Source organism: Pseudomonas sp. 32A, from assembly GCF_052682255.1.
On sequence record NZ_JBQYLY010000001.1, the window covers coordinates 2396426 to 2412055 of the forward strand.

A 15630-nucleotide genomic window follows, 5' to 3' on the forward strand; every position below is an offset into this window, starting at 1 on the left:
TTCCAACCCTTACCCGTCCTTTTGGCTCGTGCCCCTTTGTGCGGCAATCGGATTATCGATACTGCTACACGTCAGTTTGTTGGGGGGCTGGTATGGAAAAGACAAGAGTCGGTACACTGCGGTGCCTATTTTTTTGGTCTTGCCATGAACCTCACTGACGCCACGCTCGTGTTGCTGCTCGCGGCACGTATCCATGGGACCGACGAAGCCGTCAGGGCCTCGGCGAGGAGCGTGGTCAAGAAGTTGCCGCGCAGTAAACGCGATCTGATCTACAAGGTGATCGACAGCCGGAGTCCGCTCGAGCTGGTGGATTTTCTGGCGCAGAACCTGGATACATAACGGCATGCTGCGGGTGTGCGCCCCTCTCTTGTTCTTTGCGTGAGGGCCCGCCGTATGATTCCGTCTGTTTTCTGGAAACAAAAAAAAGGGCTCAACTCGCGTTGGGCCCTGTGAAGCGTTTGCAGCGGTGAGGTAACGATCAAGCTCCATCGTTCATGCACAGTGAGTCATCCAAGACCGCTTGCTTCAGTTGCTGCTCCAGGTTGAGTACATACTCCGAGGCGCTTCGGGCCTGGCCACTGGCGCGGAAGATCGCGCGTTTGTCAGCCTTGAGCAGGCTGAGCCAGGAGTCGATGTAACCCTCGTGCCGCAGCTCTCCCTGTATACCGGTGTAGGCACATAAGAACGCAGCGCCCATTTCGGCGATCAACTCCTCAAACGCGTAGCTTGGTGAGCCGAACGAACAGGGTGACGTCACGCCTTCGCGCTGCAACCGAGAGTGATGCCCGGTCCAGTGTGTCAGCTCGTGAAGTGCGGTGGCGTAGTACCCACCTTCATCGTGAAATTGCGCTTTTGTCGGCAGTTGGATGAGATCCCTGATCGGGTGGTAAAAGGCTTCGTCGGCAGATCGATGAACGATGTGTGCGCCTGAACTTAACAGCAGATTTTCCGCAGCACTGTTGGCCAGGAAGGGATCGGTCGGGTCCGTATCGAGCAAGGTTTCGTTGAACGTTTCTAGCCCCTCCGTTTGCTCGATGTTGAACAGAAAATGCGTCCTGAGAATGCCAAAGTGAGCGACCTTGGGTTGACCGTTCTCATCGAGGACCGGTTGGCCTGACTCGGTCTGTTCCTCGCGCTCCATCGGCTTGTAGAGCACCGCTAGGGCACTGTGCTCACCCTTACGGATGTGCCCGCCGGCCTTTTTGGCTTGATTGAAGGTCAGCCAACGATCTTGAGTGAATCCCTGCGACCTCGCCTCGGCCCAGAGCAACGGTAAGTTGATCCCCGAGTAGGGGCGACGCGTGATGGCGTTAATGGGGAAGGGTTGATGGTGACCGACGTCAGCTGAGCCACTTGAGGACCAGGGTTTGATCCAGGGGGCAACGCCTTGGTCCAACGCGGTAACGATCTTGTCAGTCACGTCTTGGTAGATATCGCGCATGGCATTTTCCTCGAGAGAAAACGGAGGAACGCCTTGCCCGTCGGGGAGGGTTCCCCGGTGGGTGATGGTTGGATTGATGCAGGGCTTGCATGCCGTCTGAGTGTGGATCGGGGTGGTGAGTACGACCGTGTGCGTTTAGCGTTGATGTTCTCCTGCAAGCGCTATCAGTAAGGCGTTAGGCTGGCCTGGCTCGAGGAGCAGGCTTAGGCTCAGTTGCAGCAACGGGTTTTGGCGTGGATGACCCGTTGACGCGATGTGGGCTACCTCGAACAGCACATAGGGCTCGTGTGGAGAGGCCAGGTGTGCCTCGAAGGCTGCGCGCAATACGTGGCTGAGCCGATCGACCTGCAGCTTCTCAGGATGACCTGAGCGCTCGAGCAGTACCGCGTTTTGCCAAGCTGCGGGGGTGAACACAATAGGAAGCTGAAGGGTGTTCAGGGCTTTGGGTGTTAGCGAGTCGGACATGGTGTGCCTCCGTTGAAAGCGCGAAGAAACCTGTCCCGTGCGGGAGATAATTTCCCCGCGGTGGGTTGAAGAAAAACAAGAAGTTTTGTCTGGCGAGCGGAGCTCGGAAGACGCTCAGGAGAGCAGTAGGCGTTCATCACCGTAGCAACGGTGACCGTGCGAGCTACCGAACGCTAATCGCACTTGGGGAGAACCATCACCGAAGTGACGTAGTCTTGAAGGCTCTGGCTACCTGGGAAGGTGCTGTCGATAACAGCGATCCGTACCTTGTATTTAGCCGGACGATTTATAAGGGTCAATCACTGTAGAGAAGCTGTTTCACGCGGCTTGTCTTCTGTCTTCCAGTGAAGATTTTTCGGCTCGGCAAACTGATAGACGGTCAGGCACGGACAGTTTTCAGTAGTAGGCTGTTACTCCTGTCTCAACCATGAAAACGCTCAGAAGAGGGCGAGAACATGCCGACGCAGAACCCTGTTCAAGTTTCCCGTGTCCACTGCTGGGCGTACGTCTGTGGCATGTCGGTGAAGCGTGGCTATCGTAAGTTGAAAGCGTTTGAGTCCCGCGTGGCTGAGCGAGCGGTGACCGCAGGTATGCCTGGGGGTAATTTAATCGTTCGCGGGAGCTTTCTGATTGCCAAGCTCACTATGGTGGGCGCGTTGCTTTTTGTAAGTTTTTGGGTGCTCCTGTCGTTGATGACTCTAATTGTTTTGTATTGGGTAATCGTCCATCGCCGATTCAACGATTCAAAGGACTTTTACGGGGCTCAGGCATTCGGTGACCCTTATGGCGAGTACGAACTCAATCGTGCACCGGGACAGCCTGATCTGGACGAGCATTAGTGGGTTGTCGTTAGCTTTTTCTGATTGAAGTACCTGCAGACATCAGGGCATCAGTTCCTTTCGAACCCGCATTTTGGGCACTGAGCGTCCCTTTTCCTAGCATGCCTTCTGCTATGGAACCTACGGTATATCCGGCCCAACTCATGGTGGCTAGAAAAACCATCGGCAGCACGATGAACATCGCCCCCATCACGTACTCGATCACCTGCGCGGTGACAGTCCCATCCATAAACCCGGATGTGGGCAGCGACAACAGCACCTGATTGGAAGCCGAAACCTGGTTGTACAGGGTATCGAGCATGCTGGAGTCGACCCAACGCGCCAGTTCCCACCAGAAGGTCAGCATGTGTAAGGTGAACAGCGCGAACGTCACCGTCATGACGGTCTTCAGCTGGTAGGTACTGACCAGCAGGATCAACGGTAAGCTGATGATGACGCCCATGATGAGGAAGGCCTGCACCATTGGCAGAGCGGCGCGTAGCGCATTCATCGCCGGGAAGTTGCTGAAGGAGCCGAGGGCCAGCCCGGTGTTGGTGGCCAGGTTATTGAGCCCCTGATTGATCGAGCCGCCACGGGCGCTGGAGCCATAGTCCTGGTACACCTGTCCGGGCGACATGGACATCGATTGCTGGCGCGGGCTGACCAGCTCACGGAGGGTGGCATCCTCGATCTCGTTGCTCGAACGGCCAGTCAACCAACCTTTCAGCTGAGTCAGCAGCGAAGGATCGACTTGCTCGATCAAGCGCTCGCGCAATCCGACACCGCTATCGCTCCACCACTGCTTGCAGGTGGGGTAGCCCGCGCCATTCTCCAGCCGTGGCAAGGACACATCGCGGCTTTCGTCATACGGCCAGCTGACTCGCGGTGTGCGTGAACGATCCGTATCGTAGTAGCCGGGCGTATCGAGAAAAAAGTTTGAGCCGATCCAGGACGCATCGTGACTTTGTGCCTTGTCTAACTGCGGGCGGTTGGTGAACAGCCGAGAGCGGGAATAGCCATAGCAGTCGCGAGTGAAGTCGGCGACTTCCTGCAGCAGTACCTGACTGTCGATGCGCGAGGTATCGATCTCCATGCGCATCTGCCGGATATCCGGTGCGCAGGGGATGGAGGCGGTGGCCGCCGCGGTTACTCCTTTGCTCAAGGCATGCACCAGAAACCACCAGATCGGTACGTTGGCGGAGCGTTCGCCGATGGTATTGAAGGTGGTTCCCCAGGCGGTTTCTGCTGGCTTAGCCACACTGATGCCGCAGCGTTGACTCGCCGCATCATCGAACGCCATTGAGGCGAGGCTCAGCGGAAAGACCGGCGCGCAACCGAACAACACCACGATGTAGGCCAGCCACAGCCGGTTCTCGATTCGCGGCACCGAGAGCAGTCCCTTGTTGCCTTCATCCGCGCCTTGCTGACGGGCCGACAACCATTCTTGCAAGATGATTGCACCAAAGGGCGCAGCGAACAGTCCGGTATCGGACAGGACGTTCCAGAGGCCGTTGTTAATGATCCAGGCCAGCAGGGAGAGGTAAAACTCCAGGTAGCTGTTGGTGCTCATGAGCATGGTGGCAACCTCACAATCGGGTGAGTTCGACGCAGGTAAAGAGCACGAGCCCCATTGCCCCAATGCGCTTCACGCGCAGTCGATCCTGTTGTCGATGTCGGTAGCGCCGAAGCAGATCCCACCAGGCCGCAAAGAGGGCGCCATAGAGCAGGGCACGCCACCACCGCAGATAGGGCCGTACGGATTCGAATGCCTGCTGCCAGGCCTCGAAACTACCCAGTGTATTGCGGCCGATCCAGGCGACCAGTGTGACGCTCAGGATCATCGCCGCGGTAATTCCCAGACCTGAAAGCAAAGTGAACAGCCGTGAACGTTTCATGGCTTACTTTCGTCTGGCGTCAGCATCATTGAGTCGACCGGGCTCGGGGTCGCCTTGCTCGACGGTACGCGAAGCATCGGCACCACCCGCATGCCGATCGAGCACAAGGCTGGCGGTGTTGGTGGCCAGCATCTGCCGGACCTGTAGTTCGGTCTGTAGCAGGCGTATTTCGCGCTCCAGAGCGTCGATGTTTTTCGTCAAGGCGGTTTGGGCCGGCTCGGCGGAGGCGATGTTCGGTTCGTGACTGCCTGCCAGCAGGGTGCGCAGTAGCAGGAGCGCCTTTTCGAGTACGCTGGACAGGGCCGTCTCGCTGGCCAGACGTCGCGCCAGCAGATCCTGGTCGGGATCGTCGCGCAAGGCTTCGACCACGCCACGGGTTACCGGCAGCATTGGACTGGAGGCTTTAGCCAGATTGTCAGGGGTAGGCGGCAGTGAGCCAGACAGCAGCCCTTGCAGGGCCTTGAGGCGTTCGCTGTAGGCCTCCTGGATCAGCGGCGTCAGCCCGCTGCCGGCGGTCGCACGCAGGGTTTCGCAGCTGTCGCAGGTCGAGACTTCGCTCTCGCCCAGCACGCGAACGGCCCATTCGGACTCCTCTTGGGGCGAGGTCCATGTCTGGCAAATAGCCCCACCCAGGCAATCGCTGCTACTGATCGAGGCACTGTCATCCACCGACCTGTTATGCAGCAGGTTATAGCCCGCGCGCACCACGTCGGCGGTCACTCGAATGGGTGTCTGCCCATTGCCTCCTGCCTTCGAACCGCCGACCCAGGACACCCCATTGTTGCCGTTACGCGCCTCGGTGTTTTTCACCGCAGCCACCGCATCACCGCCGGTTTGCTCCAGGTTGCCCTGCATCTCCTGGTTCTTGGCCAGCGCGCCCCAGCCGGCTTGACCGACCTTATCCGCCATCTTCTCGGCCATGGCTTGGCAGGTCAGTTTGGAACGATCGAAGTCGATACGCCCCTGCATCACCCCGTTACTGAGCAACTCATAGAGACCGGGGTTGGCGCGCTGGATGATCAACGCTGGCAGCGACATCACCGCCTGGGTCGCGTTCTGCACGATATTGCCCATGATCTGCTGGAAACCTTCGGTGGCACCGTTCAGCTGGTTTTGCAGGGTATTGGTGAGGCTCATGTTTCCGCACATCATGTTCGCTCGCCAGGACCCGCCGACACCGAGACCACTGGGTCGGTAAAGCGAGCTAGGTGAGCCCACTGCCGAGCCGCCACCGATGGTATACATCACCCGGTCGTCGAGCACTTCGCCTTGAGTGCCCAGGCGGTAATCGCCCTCGGCGGCGTGGGCAGGCGTGGCCATGGCGAGCAGTCCGCAGAGCAATAGACTCATCACGCCAAACCATGCTCGCGTGAAAAACCGACTCATGACGCACCGCCTTCGAAGTCGATGCTGAACAGAAAGGTCTGCCCCTCACGTTTGCAGCAGCTATAGGGACGCCACAGCGACCAGGCGTAGCCGCCATCCGCGCTCTGTACCGGATCGCTGGGGAAGATGGCGCACGTGGGCTGAACCTGAGGGTAGAGCAATTGCCATTTGTGGGTCGAAGCGTCGTTTTCAATGATCGGGCCAGGTGGCCAGTAGCCGTCGCGTTTGGCGGGCGTGAGCGGTACGTACACATGCGGCTGCCAGCTGCGGGTAATCACATCGCCGGCCCGTTGCGCCATGACTGCGGCCGCCTTGAAGTCGTCGGGCTGTACCAGAAACCCCTGCCGGGGATAAACGCTACCCCACATATTACCCGAGGCCTGACGACCGATTTCGCGGATCCCCGGCATTAGCGACTCGGGGTAGAAACTTTCCGGTAGGCCATGGCGCCAGGCCAGCGAGTCCAGGGTGCTCAGGTAGTAGGGCATGACTGCGGTAGCGCCGCTGGCGCAGGTGTAACCGGATTGAGCGGCCAATTGCGTTGCGGCCCAGCCACCTGGGTGACCGATGCCATCAACGTTTTTGAAACGAGGCAGGTTGTCGCGGTGGGTGTTCGGCGTGATCAGGTTGCCGCCACCTTCCGCACCGCTGATGGGAGAGGAGAGGGTGGCCATCTCGGTCCAAGGGTTATTGCCGGTGGTGGCGTAACTCGAGACCACCAGCTCAGGAATGAAATGGCGAACCTTGGTCGAGGTTCTGACTGTGCAGCCGAAGGGCGTGCAGAGAAGCCAGAAACAAATGCCGACAACCTTGTATTCGAGACAGTTTGGCGAAAACACGGAGGAGGTGATGCTGCCGGTGTCCAGCGCCATGCTAGGGCCGCACGCCAGCAGGATGCTTAGCGCCAAGGGCCGTATTTTTGTGGGCGGAAGTGACGAGCAGGCAACAGGCATAATCCAGGCTCTCGGTGTATGGCCTGGGCAGGTTCGGTTACGGAATGAAGGCTGTCAGTGGAAATTATGAAGGCGGATCTATCGGGTTTGTGAAACGTGAGACTATTATTTGACGTGAAGGGCGCTGCGCAGGATATCGGGTTCCACAAGTAACTGATCTGCGTTGATTTCGAAAATATTGGCGAGTTTACACAGGACCAACAGCGACGGATTGCCCGTGCATCGTTCAATTTGGCTGACGTAGGTGCGATCCACCTCGGCCATGAGCGCCAGCTGCTCCTGGGTAAGGTTCTTTACGCGCCGCATCCAGCGGATGTTCTCCGCCAGTTGCAGACGAAGTTGTTCGTAGTCTTGAGTCATGCGCGCAAATTGCGCCTTGAGGGACTCTCAATCCACGGGATATAGTCTACATTGGCATTGAATTAGGCCCTTTGGTGCCCATGCCTGTTATCGAGCGTTCATTTGGTTTCGTTAAGATTTCGAGGCTGGGTCCAGCGTCTAACAATAAAATCAGAAATCTAGGGTGTGTATGGACGAAAACTACATTTCAATTCCCGCGGCGGATGGTTGCCCAAGTCTTCTGACACCTTGGGGCAACGAATTTGCTCCGATGATCGAACGTGGCGTGCAATGCGCTCAGGCTTGGCTTGATACGTCTGGTGAGATTCCGCTGTGGTGGGAGCTGGCGCAAACACGTAAGACCTTTCCAGTCGGTGACTGCCAGGATGCTTTTGAAGCAGGTTTTTTATTGAGGATTCAGCAGCGGCTTCGGGGCGTGTCACAGTAACTATTGTTGCTCATGGCGATTACATCGACTTGACCCTCGTTTGCATCAATCAGACCACCTCGGCACAGACAAATGATTGCAGCGTTAGAGCTATTGTCTGTCTAGCTGAGGTGTCTTGGTCCAAATACTGAAAAACTTGGTGGGAATCGCGCTTTCCTTAGTTGGGTGCTGCGCCAGGGGCGGTACTTGCCTCCAGTGCCGCCAGTCATGCATCGAGCGTGAAAATCTCTTGAAAGGTATGGTTCCAGACGCCATTCCTCTAGACTGGGGGCTGACAGAAGTAGTTTTCGCCCTGTTACAAACAGGTTTACGTAGCTAAGATTCTGATTAAGTGCAGATTCTGCACGCTCTGAGAACGTGGAGCGCGATATGAAAGCCAAACGAGTGTTGAGTGACGATCTGGTGAGCCGACTGGAGGATAAGATTCCGGTCATGGCTGAAGGTGCCATCAATACCGCCTATATCAACGCGCTGGCTGCCGGGCGCAGTGTGATGGAGGTCATGAACGGCATGCTTGTTGAAACGACTGCCGACGGTAAGCACAAGGTCATTCGGGTGGCCAAACCCAAGCACAAAGTGACTCTGGGTGGTGTAATCAAGGTGCGCCGCTGCTCATGACGGTTCCTCGGTTGAGGGTTTTTGCTGGACCCAATGGCTCCGGCAAGAGCACGATGAAAAGTGCCATCCCTTCCCACCTGATTGGTATCTACATTAACCCGGATGAAATCGAGAAGGCTGCCAAAGAGAGCGGCCGTCTGGAATTCAGAGATTTTCAACTGGAAGCTGAAGGTGATGAGGTCCTCAGTTTCATTAGGGAGCATCGGCTGGTCAAGTCCGCCGGGCTCGATGAGGAGTCGGCCAAGATAGGCTTTAGCAGCAACGGTCTGAATTTCCAGACGGTCGCGATGAACTCCTATTTTGCCTCGGTGCTCTCTGACTTCATCCGGAACAAGCTTCTCGAAGAGCAGCTGTCTTTCACCTTCGAAACGGTGATGTCCAGCGACGACAAAATCGCTTTTATGCTCAAGGCGAGAGAGTCTGGATATCGAACCTACCTCTACTTTGTGGCAACTGAAGACCCTGACATCAATATCAACAGGGTCAGGAACCGTGTTGCAGCAGGTGGGCATCCAGTTCCCACAGAGAAAATTGTCCAGCGTTATGGCCGTTGTCTGAGCCTGCTGCCTGCGGCTATTGCTGCTTCGAACCGGGCCTACATCTTCGATAACTCCGGTGCCGACCTCGTGTTGCTTGCCGAAGTTACGGATGGGACTGACCTTGAGTTCAAAGTTGACGAGGTTCCTGGCTGGTTCATGGATGCCTACGTTGAAAAAGTGCTCAACGGCTAGCTGCCGGGTTGGTCAACACCGGATGCACTTCCCACCTTACCCTGGCTCTATTCCACGGGCCTGATCAATGCGTTCAGATACCCGATAAGCTGCCTCCAATTCAGAATACTGGTATTCCTGCATTAACTTCCAGCGTTCAGCTTTTTCCTCGGGTTCCGTCATGGCGAGGGCTAGGTAAAGACTGGGTGGCACGGCTCGAAATAGCGTCTCGAGTTTCTTCGACAGCACGACCCCTTCGGTGTATTTACCTGGTTCTTTGTTGGCGGAGAGCAACAGGGCTTTCTGTGCCGGCGTGAGCTTCTTGAAGCGAGCGATCTCTTCGATTTCTGAGGGCGGCATGTTCAAACAAATCCACCATTCGATCATGTTGAGCATGGTCTGCGCAGCAGCGGGGAAGTCGGCAAGGTTTTGTGTGGCCAGCCAGAACCAAGCGCCGAGCTTGCGCCACATCTTCGTCCCCTTGACCACGAATGGCGCCAGCAGCGGGTTCTTGGTGATGATATGGCCCTCGTCGGTGACCATGATGATCGGTCGGCCCAGGTACTGGTCGCGCTCGGCCAGATTGTTCACGGTGTTCATCAGGCTGATGTAGCTGATGGACATCTGGGCCTCGTAGCCTTCGCGAGCGTAAGTGGCGAGATCGACAATAGTCACATCGCTCTCGGGCCAAGGCGTGCCTTCGCGATCGAACAGTTCACCCTCGAAACCCTGGCAAAATAGGTCGATGGACTCGCCCATTTCCTGGGCACGCTCGCGACGTTTCTCTGGCAAGTGCGGATCGGCGGCGACGCCCAGCAAGGCGTCGCGCACGTTGCGGGTCAGTACCTGGCGACCCGCCGCGACGCAGGTCTGCGCCGCATCGAGAATGCACTCGCGGATCAAGCTGCGATCGGCTCGACTCAGGCGCGCCTCTTCTTTGGCCTCGCCTCCGGTGATCATCAGACGGGCAGTGATTTCCAGTTCGCCGAGAACATCACGCTGGTCTTCGCGACTGGTTACCACCTCATCGTCCAGCTCATCGATCGACAGACTCGCCACCTGATCCGGCTGCTCGATCAGGCGCCAAGCATCGGCGAACGGGGCGAGGCTGACGGAGGCGCCAGGTTTCAATTGGACCTTGTTGACCGAGAGACCTTGTGTCGCGAAGTAGTCGCCCTGCAAGCCGAATGAGTTGCCGGCCTCGACGATAAACAGGCGAGGGCGGTACACCGCCATGACCTGCATCAGTAGGGTGACCAGGGTGGCCGACTTGCCGGCGCCGGTGGGGCCGAACAACAGCAGATGACCGTTCATGGCCCGATCCAGGCGTGACAATGGGTCGAAGCTCAATGGCGAGCCGCCGCGGTTGAACAGGGTGATGCCCGGGTGGCCGGTGCCGGTGCTGCGGCCCCAGACCGGAACCAGATTCGCCAGGTGCTGGGCAAACATCAGGCGGGTGTACCAGTTTCGCGTGTCGCGGGCCGGGTTGTAAGCCATCGGCAACCAACGCAGGTAGCTGTTGCAGGCCGCGACCTCGTCGCCTTCGCGCACCGGCTGCAGACCGGCACCTAACAGTGCGTTAGCAAGGCTGACCGAGCGCTGGTGCAATTGCTGTTCATCGTGACCGCGCAGGTAGAACGCCAAGGTGCCGCGGTACAGCTTGTGCTGGCGACCGATGATTGCACGAGCCTCTTCGACATCCTGACGAGTCTGGGTCGAGGCCAGGTTTTCACCGATGGCTTTGCGCGCCAGGCGGTTCAACTGGTCTTCGAGCACATCCTGAGGTTTGACCACCAGGGTCAGACTCATCACCGTGCCCTCAGGCAACTGGTCGAACAGGGCATTCACCGCGTCGCCCTTGCGGGTTTCGCCGGTGAGTTGACCAATCAACGGTGCCCGCCGCAGCTTGTCCACCACCATCACCCGATGAGGCTGATCATCGAAAAACCAGAGTCCGCGTTGGACATCTGAACTCGGCTCGTTAAAGAACAGCCGCTCGGCGAAGTCATGATCAAAGGGTAGTTCCAGCGACTCACCGTCGCCTGAATCCGGATAGGCCACGCGGCGGTAGAAATCCTCGGGCGATTCATCGGTGAGCCTGGGTGCCGGATTGAACCAGGGCAACAACCAGGCATACAAACCTTGGCCATCGACTCGCGTCGATTGCACCCCGCATGCTTGTAGCGAGGCACCGATTCGTTCGCAAGCCTGTTGGAGGGATTGCACCGGAGTGAGTCCAGTCTCCTCGGCGTCAGACTCAAGCCAGCGATAGACCACCAGGCGCACCCGTCGGTTATTGCCACGCCAGGGCAGGCGCGTCACTACCTTATCCTCAAACAGACCACCGGGCTTGGCGATGGCCTTCAGATGTCGGCGAGTAAGTTCCAGGTACGTTTGGGTGAACACCGTGCCTCGCGCACTGTCCCGAACATAGCCAGTCAGCCGGTTCAGGTAGGGGGTGAAGTCGTTGTCGTCCTGACAGAAAAACTGCGCCACCCAAGGCGCTTGATCCAGCTCGTCAAAGCTGTCCTGCAGGGCATCCTCGATGGCATCGCGGGCTGCCATCAGCCAATCGGGTTCGCGCCCTTCGGTGCCGATGGGCAGTAACTCGAATACCGCGCCCACCGAGCGATTGTCATCGAGCAGAAAACACTGTTCGGTATCGAGGTATTCGACCCACGGCAGGTGGTCAGTGAAGCTGGGGTTATGCGCGTAGAGTGCGGCTTCCTCGGCCAAGGTGGCGCGATGGCGCAATGGATTGCGCCAAGCTTTCCACGCGGCAGTGTGGTTCCTCGAATCGCCGCTACGCACTACAAGTCTTCCTGACGTTCACCAGGTAATGCGTACTGCACCCGTTGGTAAAACGGAAAGACAGTCGAGTAACCCGGGACCGGTGCCTGTTCGGTACCACTCAAATGCGGATACACGTACAGCACCAGATCGGGATTGGGCAGGCGAGGGAACAGGTTGCGGATCTCGTTCGCCGCTGTACGCGTGTACGGTTCTTGGAGAGCCGCGGAGACATCTGTCTGGGCCAGCGGACGGCGTAACTGCTGCCGAGCATCCAGCAGTTGCTGCTGAGTGCCTTGCGAACCGGCGTCATTCCAGACGTCCAGCATGGTTTGCTCGCCATGGGGCAGCAGCGTTTCCTTGTCGGTGGCGCACCCCGCCAAGACCCAGCAGAACACGCTAATCCAGGTCAGGTAGAGAGGCATGGTCTTTTTCATGGCGAACGCTCCGGCCCTTGGGCTCGTAGTCGATGGTGATCTCATGGTCGAGGTGCAGCGCGACCTGTGCGGCCGGTGGCACGTACACGGCAGCAAAGGCCTCGCCATACAGTTTGTTGACCCACTCGCGGATGTCGCTGACCCCACCACTGAGAATTGAATTCAGCGCGCTGTTGCCCGTGCTGTTGGTAACCCCGAGCGTACTACCGCCCGAACTGATCACGCTGCTGTTGTTCTGCTCATCCCCGAGCAAGGCGGCGACACCCGCGCCGGCCGCAGTGATGAGGCTCTGGCTGCCGATGTACTGTTGGGCGTTCGAGCGGCGCTCGCCGGCGATGCAAGGAATGCCATACGGATCGGATAGATAACCGAGGCCACCGCGGATTTTGTCGGTGCTTGAACTCTGGGTGGTGGAGGCATTGCGGCTGGCTACCGCCTTCGGTTGAGGCACCGTGCGGATGGTGCCATCGGTGAACACAAAGGTGATCGACTCGACCTGTCCGCGTACGCAAGACAGGGTCCAGTCCCCGGACGCCGTGCCGCTCATCACGGCACCCGCGACGTCCGGCAGGTCGATGCCGTTGGCCGTCAGGTTCTCCGGACCGACCAGTACCTTAAAGGGATAGGGATCGTTCACTGTGCCGTCCACGGGGACTCTGCCAATCAGCGCAGTCATGGCGACCGATCCCATCAGCGTGGCGTTTTCGGGAATGGTGTAGATCTGCTTCGCGCCTTCGGTACGATCAACGGATCGCGTCAGGTCAGGCTCACCCTTAGTGACTGCACGTAGCTGCTTCTGGCTGCGATCAATAGCGTTATCTTTCAAGCCCTCCAGTGAGTTGAAAGCGGTAGGCAGACTCAGTGCGGAGGAGGTCTTGGTTTTGCCTTGGGCGTCGGTGGACGGAGCATCCGAGGGTTCAATCCACTGCAGCGCATCATTGGCAGGATGCTGCCCGTCGAACTGGGCCCCATCGCCAGGCTCAAGCCCCAATCCGATCGGCATATCCTTGCCTTTGCCGGTCAGCCCCGACAACTGATCCTGCAATTGCGTCAGCAGACCGCGAGCCTGGCGACTGTCTTGTTCCGCTTTGAGTCGGGCCTCGTTGGCTTGTCGGCGGCCTTCGTCGACCTGCTGGGTCACACTGCCAAGCGCCGTCTGGATACGCGAATCGACACTGTTTTCCCGCTCGCGCAGGCGGTTGTTTTCCGTCTGCAGTGAGTCATTGTGTTTCTTCAAACCGAGCATGTCGCTGCGCATGGCCTTTACTTGACCGATCAGGGTGGCGACCGTATCTCGTGGAGTGTCGCCAGCAATGCCAAGCGACTTGGCCTGCTCGGCGGATAACTGAATGTTGCCCTGATCAACTGGGTTCTCTGGAGAGGGCGTGCTGCCGCCAGCGACCCAGCTTTTCAGGATGATCAGCACCACGGCCAGCAGCGCAGCCGGTACCAGCCATTTGAGCAAGGCGTTAGCTTTCATCGTCAGCACCTCGCGTAACGGGTGGGAGCAGCACGGCGTGTTCGAGACCGGCACCGCGAGTGACGAGGTAGGCTATCGTGGTGTCTTCAGCACTGCCGACAGGCCCGAGGAAAGCATGCTGGAAGGCCGTGGCGAACAGCTGGGCCTGAAGCCGACGCGGGTCGAGTTGCACCGTCTCTGAACCACGATTGCGCAACTTCACCGCCGTCACCCAGTAATCACCGAGTCGCCAGGCGGCGATGGGCGTGCTGGACACGTTTTCGGTCGGCAGCAGGGTCGGCAGTTCCGTGCGCAGCTTGAGCGGTACGCGGCGTACGCCGGGTAGGGATTCTACGGTGCGCAGCGGCGCGTACAGGCTCTGTGCGGCGTAGCGCGTCAAAGCGACCGGGATCGGCGTACGTTCTGGAATAGGTGCGGTGCTCGATTCCGCCTCGGTAGCCTGCACCGGAGCATTCTTGAGAATACGCACGGGCTCCAGCGGTTGATCGCCAGGGGTGGCCGCGATATCCAGGAGGATGATCTCGCCCGTCGTGACCGATTGCAGTTGCAGTCGGGTCGGTGCAATGGCTTCCGACGCTCGCAGGTACAGCGTGCCGCCGGTTGATTGCACGCGCAGCTTGCCCGTCAGGGTTGAGGGCACGCCGACTCGAACATCCTCATCGATAAAGACCACCCGTTCCTGATTGATCACCAGAGGGACCGCGAGGGGGAGGCGTTCCCAGTGCATCAGTTCGACGGCCTGCGCTACAGCTCCCCATGTAGTCAGTGCGACGGCGAGTCCCAGGGTAGAAATCCGCTTCATGGCTCACCTCCAGGCAGGGAGATTTTTTGGGGAGTGCCCTGATAACAATCCAGTGCCAGCCCCCACTTATTGCGTTCGGGGTCCAGATCAAAACGCACCACGCGTAATGGATAACGCACCACCACCCGTTTCACCGGTTCGGCGGCGTAATACTCATCGGCGTTGAGGTCGAGCTTGACCAGCCAGCTGTCGCGGTCGAGTTGCTTGACCCTGAGTTCAGGATCTTCGCTGTAGCCTCGGCCCAGAATTTCGTAGACGCCACGCACCCGCTGGCGCAGTTCGCCGGCGGCCTTGCGGTACTCGTAGTCGCCATCGAGGAAGGCCTTGCAGGCGGGTGTCAGGTAGGACTGCAAGCCATAGATAGCGCGGCGATAATCCTGCTCGCCATCCGAGGGCCAGCGGTTGAGCTGACCAAAGATGTACAGGGCAAAGGCATAGACATTCTCTGAGGGGATATCCCACCACTTGCGAGTGCTGCCCGAGCGCAGATCCGGTGGTACATGCACGGTTAGATCGGTCGGTGCCGAGCGCCAGCCGTACCAGAGCCCGGCACAGACCAGGGCAAGGATCATTACCGCCAGACGCAGGCTGAAGATATGGGCCTGTTGGGCATCCACCTTGTTCCGAAAACGACTCATGGCTGCCACCGGGACAGGGCAGGGCGCAGTCGACGCGAACGGCGAACCGTCCAGCCGCCGGAGTGAAGGATCAAACTCCCGCGACTCAGGCGCCAACGGCTGACGAGTATCCATTCGAGCTTGCGGTACAGCCAGGTCTCGGGGCGGGCCCGTTTGGCCCGACGCAGTAGCGTGCCACCGGCAAATAACACCACTGCCATGCTTGCGATCATGCTGGTCGGTGCCACGGCAATGGAGGCGGTGGCGATTGCCAGAGGAACGCCCAACAGCAGGCCAATGACGGCGCCGGTGCCAAGCGCTACCCACATCTCATCATTGGTCAAACCGCGCAATACGGCGGGATCACGATTGAGTCGCTCCGGTAGAAAGACCAAGGTGCCGTCAGCAAGACGTTCGATAGTGTCGTTCAT

The 15630-nt window shown here is 58.6% G+C and carries 18 protein-coding genes; 5 read left to right on the forward strand and 13 right to left on the reverse strand.

The features are described from left to right. Positions 1-144: 144 nt before the first annotated feature. Complete coding sequence (locus ACUN0G_RS10955) at positions 145-339, forward strand: DUF7740 domain-containing protein (protein ID WP_137211827.1); 195 nt, start codon at positions 145-147, stop codon at positions 337-339. A 139-nt stretch (positions 340-478) separates the two neighbouring features. Here ACUN0G_RS10955 and ACUN0G_RS10960 read toward each other — a convergent pair whose 3' ends face one another. Further along, positions 479-1441, reverse strand: coding sequence for an ArdC family protein (locus ACUN0G_RS10960; RefSeq protein WP_057005012.1), 963 nt, complete (start codon positions 1439-1441; stop codon positions 479-481). Between the two features lie 135 nt (positions 1442-1576). After that, complete coding sequence (locus tag ACUN0G_RS10965) at positions 1577-1906, reverse strand: hypothetical protein (RefSeq protein WP_057005013.1); 330 nt, start codon at positions 1904-1906, stop codon at positions 1577-1579. Between the two features lie 455 nt (positions 1907-2361). Here ACUN0G_RS10965 and ACUN0G_RS10970 point away from each other — a divergent pair, with 455 nt between their 5' ends. Beyond that, entirely contained in the window at positions 2362-2745 is a 384-nt protein-coding gene (locus tag ACUN0G_RS10970) for a DUF3742 family protein (RefSeq protein WP_445573366.1), read from the forward strand. A 10-nt stretch (positions 2746-2755) separates the two neighbouring features. Here the strand turns inward: ACUN0G_RS10970 and ACUN0G_RS10975 are convergent, their stop codons facing one another. The 5 genes from ACUN0G_RS10975 to ACUN0G_RS10995 all read right to left on the reverse strand — a co-directional run bounded on the left by ACUN0G_RS10975 (position 2756) and on the right by ACUN0G_RS10995 (position 7318). Continuing rightward, the gene (locus ACUN0G_RS10975; protein WP_445573367.1) at positions 2756-4300 is read right to left on the reverse strand and encodes a conjugal transfer protein TraG N-terminal domain-containing protein; all 1545 of its coding nucleotides are present in this window, start codon (positions 4298-4300) and stop codon (positions 2756-2758) included. Positions 4301-4310: 10 nt separating this feature from the next. Beyond that, positions 4311-4619, reverse strand: coding sequence for a hypothetical protein (locus ACUN0G_RS10980; RefSeq protein WP_445573368.1), 309 nt, complete (start codon positions 4617-4619; stop codon positions 4311-4313). Between the two features lie 3 nt (positions 4620-4622). Next, a complete protein-coding gene (locus ACUN0G_RS10985; RefSeq protein WP_445575544.1) occupies positions 4623-5969 on the reverse strand; it encodes an integrating conjugative element protein in 1347 nt (448 codons plus the stop codon). 32 nt (positions 5970-6001) lie between these two features. Next, complete coding sequence (locus tag ACUN0G_RS10990) at positions 6002-6958, reverse strand: TIGR03756 family integrating conjugative element protein (RefSeq protein ID WP_445573369.1); 957 nt, start codon at positions 6956-6958, stop codon at positions 6002-6004. Between the two features lie 105 nt (positions 6959-7063). Then, the gene (locus tag ACUN0G_RS10995; protein WP_445573370.1) at positions 7064-7318 is read right to left on the reverse strand and encodes a helix-turn-helix domain-containing protein; all 255 of its coding nucleotides are present in this window, start codon (positions 7316-7318) and stop codon (positions 7064-7066) included. Positions 7319-7487: 169 nt separating this feature from the next. Here ACUN0G_RS10995 and ACUN0G_RS11000 point away from each other — a divergent pair, with 169 nt between their 5' ends. From ACUN0G_RS11000 to ACUN0G_RS11010, 3 genes are all read left to right on the forward strand, one after another. Then, complete coding sequence (locus ACUN0G_RS11000; RefSeq protein ID WP_445573371.1) at positions 7488-7745, forward strand: LasR-specific antiactivator QslA; 258 nt, start codon at positions 7488-7490, stop codon at positions 7743-7745. A gap of 369 nt (positions 7746-8114) precedes the next feature. Then, a complete protein-coding gene (locus tag ACUN0G_RS11005) occupies positions 8115-8363 on the forward strand; it encodes a hypothetical protein (RefSeq protein WP_020300912.1) in 249 nt (82 codons plus the stop codon). Beyond that, the gene (locus ACUN0G_RS11010; protein WP_445573372.1) at positions 8360-9094 is read left to right on the forward strand and encodes a zeta toxin family protein; all 735 of its coding nucleotides are present in this window, start codon (positions 8360-8362) and stop codon (positions 9092-9094) included. Before ACUN0G_RS11005 ends, ACUN0G_RS11010 begins: the two co-directional genes overlap by 4 nt. Positions 9095-9130: 36 nt before the next feature. On the opposite strand, the gene ACUN0G_RS11015 is transcribed toward ACUN0G_RS11010, so the two are convergent. The 6 genes from ACUN0G_RS11015 to ACUN0G_RS11040 are packed head-to-tail and all read right to left on the reverse strand — an operon-like array spanning position 9131 to position 15630. Continuing rightward, positions 9131-11884 carry a conjugative transfer ATPase gene (locus ACUN0G_RS11015; protein ID WP_445573373.1) on the reverse strand — a complete coding sequence of 918 codons (2754 nt, stop codon included), beginning with the start codon at positions 11882-11884 and terminating at the stop codon, positions 9131-9133. After that, positions 11884-12300 carry a TIGR03751 family conjugal transfer lipoprotein gene (locus ACUN0G_RS11020; protein WP_445573374.1) on the reverse strand — a complete coding sequence of 139 codons (417 nt, stop codon included), beginning with the start codon at positions 12298-12300 and terminating at the stop codon, positions 11884-11886. Before ACUN0G_RS11020 ends, ACUN0G_RS11015 begins: the two co-directional genes overlap by 1 nt. Next, the gene (locus ACUN0G_RS11025; protein ID WP_445573375.1) at positions 12263-13780 is read right to left on the reverse strand and encodes a TIGR03752 family integrating conjugative element protein; all 1518 of its coding nucleotides are present in this window, start codon (positions 13778-13780) and stop codon (positions 12263-12265) included. The genes ACUN0G_RS11020 and ACUN0G_RS11025 overlap by 38 nt, the downstream gene beginning before the upstream one ends. Further along, entirely contained in the window at positions 13770-14582 is an 813-nt protein-coding gene (locus tag ACUN0G_RS11030; protein ID WP_445573376.1) for a TIGR03749 family integrating conjugative element protein, read from the reverse strand. The genes ACUN0G_RS11025 and ACUN0G_RS11030 overlap by 11 nt, the downstream gene beginning before the upstream one ends. After that, on the reverse strand, positions 14579-15220 hold the full coding sequence (locus ACUN0G_RS11035; protein ID WP_016978885.1) for a PFL_4703 family integrating conjugative element protein: 642 nt from the start codon (positions 15218-15220) through the stop codon (positions 14579-14581). The genes ACUN0G_RS11030 and ACUN0G_RS11035 overlap by 4 nt, the downstream gene beginning before the upstream one ends. After that, positions 15217-15630 (reverse strand): TIGR03750 family conjugal transfer protein, encoded by a 414-nt coding sequence (locus ACUN0G_RS11040; RefSeq protein WP_445573377.1) that lies wholly within the window; start codon positions 15628-15630, stop codon positions 15217-15219. Before ACUN0G_RS11040 ends, ACUN0G_RS11035 begins: the two co-directional genes overlap by 4 nt.

Bases quoted from the DNA above. Each gene is read 5' to 3' on its own strand.
- ACUN0G_RS10960 (WP_057005012.1), bottom strand. From the start codon at position 1,441: ATGCGCGATATCTACCAAGACGTGACTGACAAGATCGTTACCGCGTTG.
- ACUN0G_RS11010 (WP_445573372.1), top strand. From the start codon at position 8,360: ATGACGGTTCCTCGGTTGAGGGTTTTTGCTGGACCCAATGGCTCCGGC.
- ACUN0G_RS10965 (WP_057005013.1), bottom strand. From the start codon at position 1,906: ATGTCCGACTCGCTAACACCCAAAGCCCTGAACACCCTTCAGCTTCCT.
- ACUN0G_RS11035 (WP_016978885.1), bottom strand. From the start codon at position 15,220: ATGAGTCGTTTTCGGAACAAGGTGGATGCCCAACAGGCCCATATCTTC.
- ACUN0G_RS10985 (WP_445575544.1), bottom strand. From the start codon at position 5,969: ATGAGTCTATTGCTCTGCGGACTGCTCGCCATGGCCACGCCTGCCCAC.
- ACUN0G_RS11005 (WP_020300912.1), top strand. From the start codon at position 8,115: ATGAAAGCCAAACGAGTGTTGAGTGACGATCTGGTGAGCCGACTGGAG.
- ACUN0G_RS10980 (WP_445573368.1), bottom strand. From the start codon at position 4,619: ATGAAACGTTCACGGCTGTTCACTTTGCTTTCAGGTCTGGGAATTACC.
- ACUN0G_RS10990 (WP_445573369.1), bottom strand. From the start codon at position 6,958: ATGCCTGTTGCCTGCTCGTCACTTCCGCCCACAAAAATACGGCCCTTG.
- ACUN0G_RS10975 (WP_445573367.1), bottom strand. From the start codon at position 4,300: ATGCTCATGAGCACCAACAGCTACCTGGAGTTTTACCTCTCCCTGCTG.
- ACUN0G_RS11025 (WP_445573375.1), bottom strand. From the start codon at position 13,780: ATGAAAGCTAACGCCTTGCTCAAATGGCTGGTACCGGCTGCGCTGCTG.
- ACUN0G_RS10970 (WP_445573366.1), top strand. From the start codon at position 2,362: ATGCCGACGCAGAACCCTGTTCAAGTTTCCCGTGTCCACTGCTGGGCG.
- ACUN0G_RS11000 (WP_445573371.1), top strand. From the start codon at position 7,488: ATGGACGAAAACTACATTTCAATTCCCGCGGCGGATGGTTGCCCAAGT.
- ACUN0G_RS10955 (WP_137211827.1), top strand. From the start codon at position 145: ATGAACCTCACTGACGCCACGCTCGTGTTGCTGCTCGCGGCACGTATC.
- ACUN0G_RS11030 (WP_445573376.1), bottom strand. From the start codon at position 14,582: ATGAAGCGGATTTCTACCCTGGGACTCGCCGTCGCACTGACTACATGG.
- ACUN0G_RS11040 (WP_445573377.1), bottom strand. From the start codon at position 15,630: ATGAACGACACTATCGAACGTCTTGCTGACGGCACCTTGGTCTTTCTA.
- ACUN0G_RS10995 (WP_445573370.1), bottom strand. From the start codon at position 7,318: ATGACTCAAGACTACGAACAACTTCGTCTGCAACTGGCGGAGAACATC.
- ACUN0G_RS11020 (WP_445573374.1), bottom strand. From the start codon at position 12,300: ATGAAAAAGACCATGCCTCTCTACCTGACCTGGATTAGCGTGTTCTGC.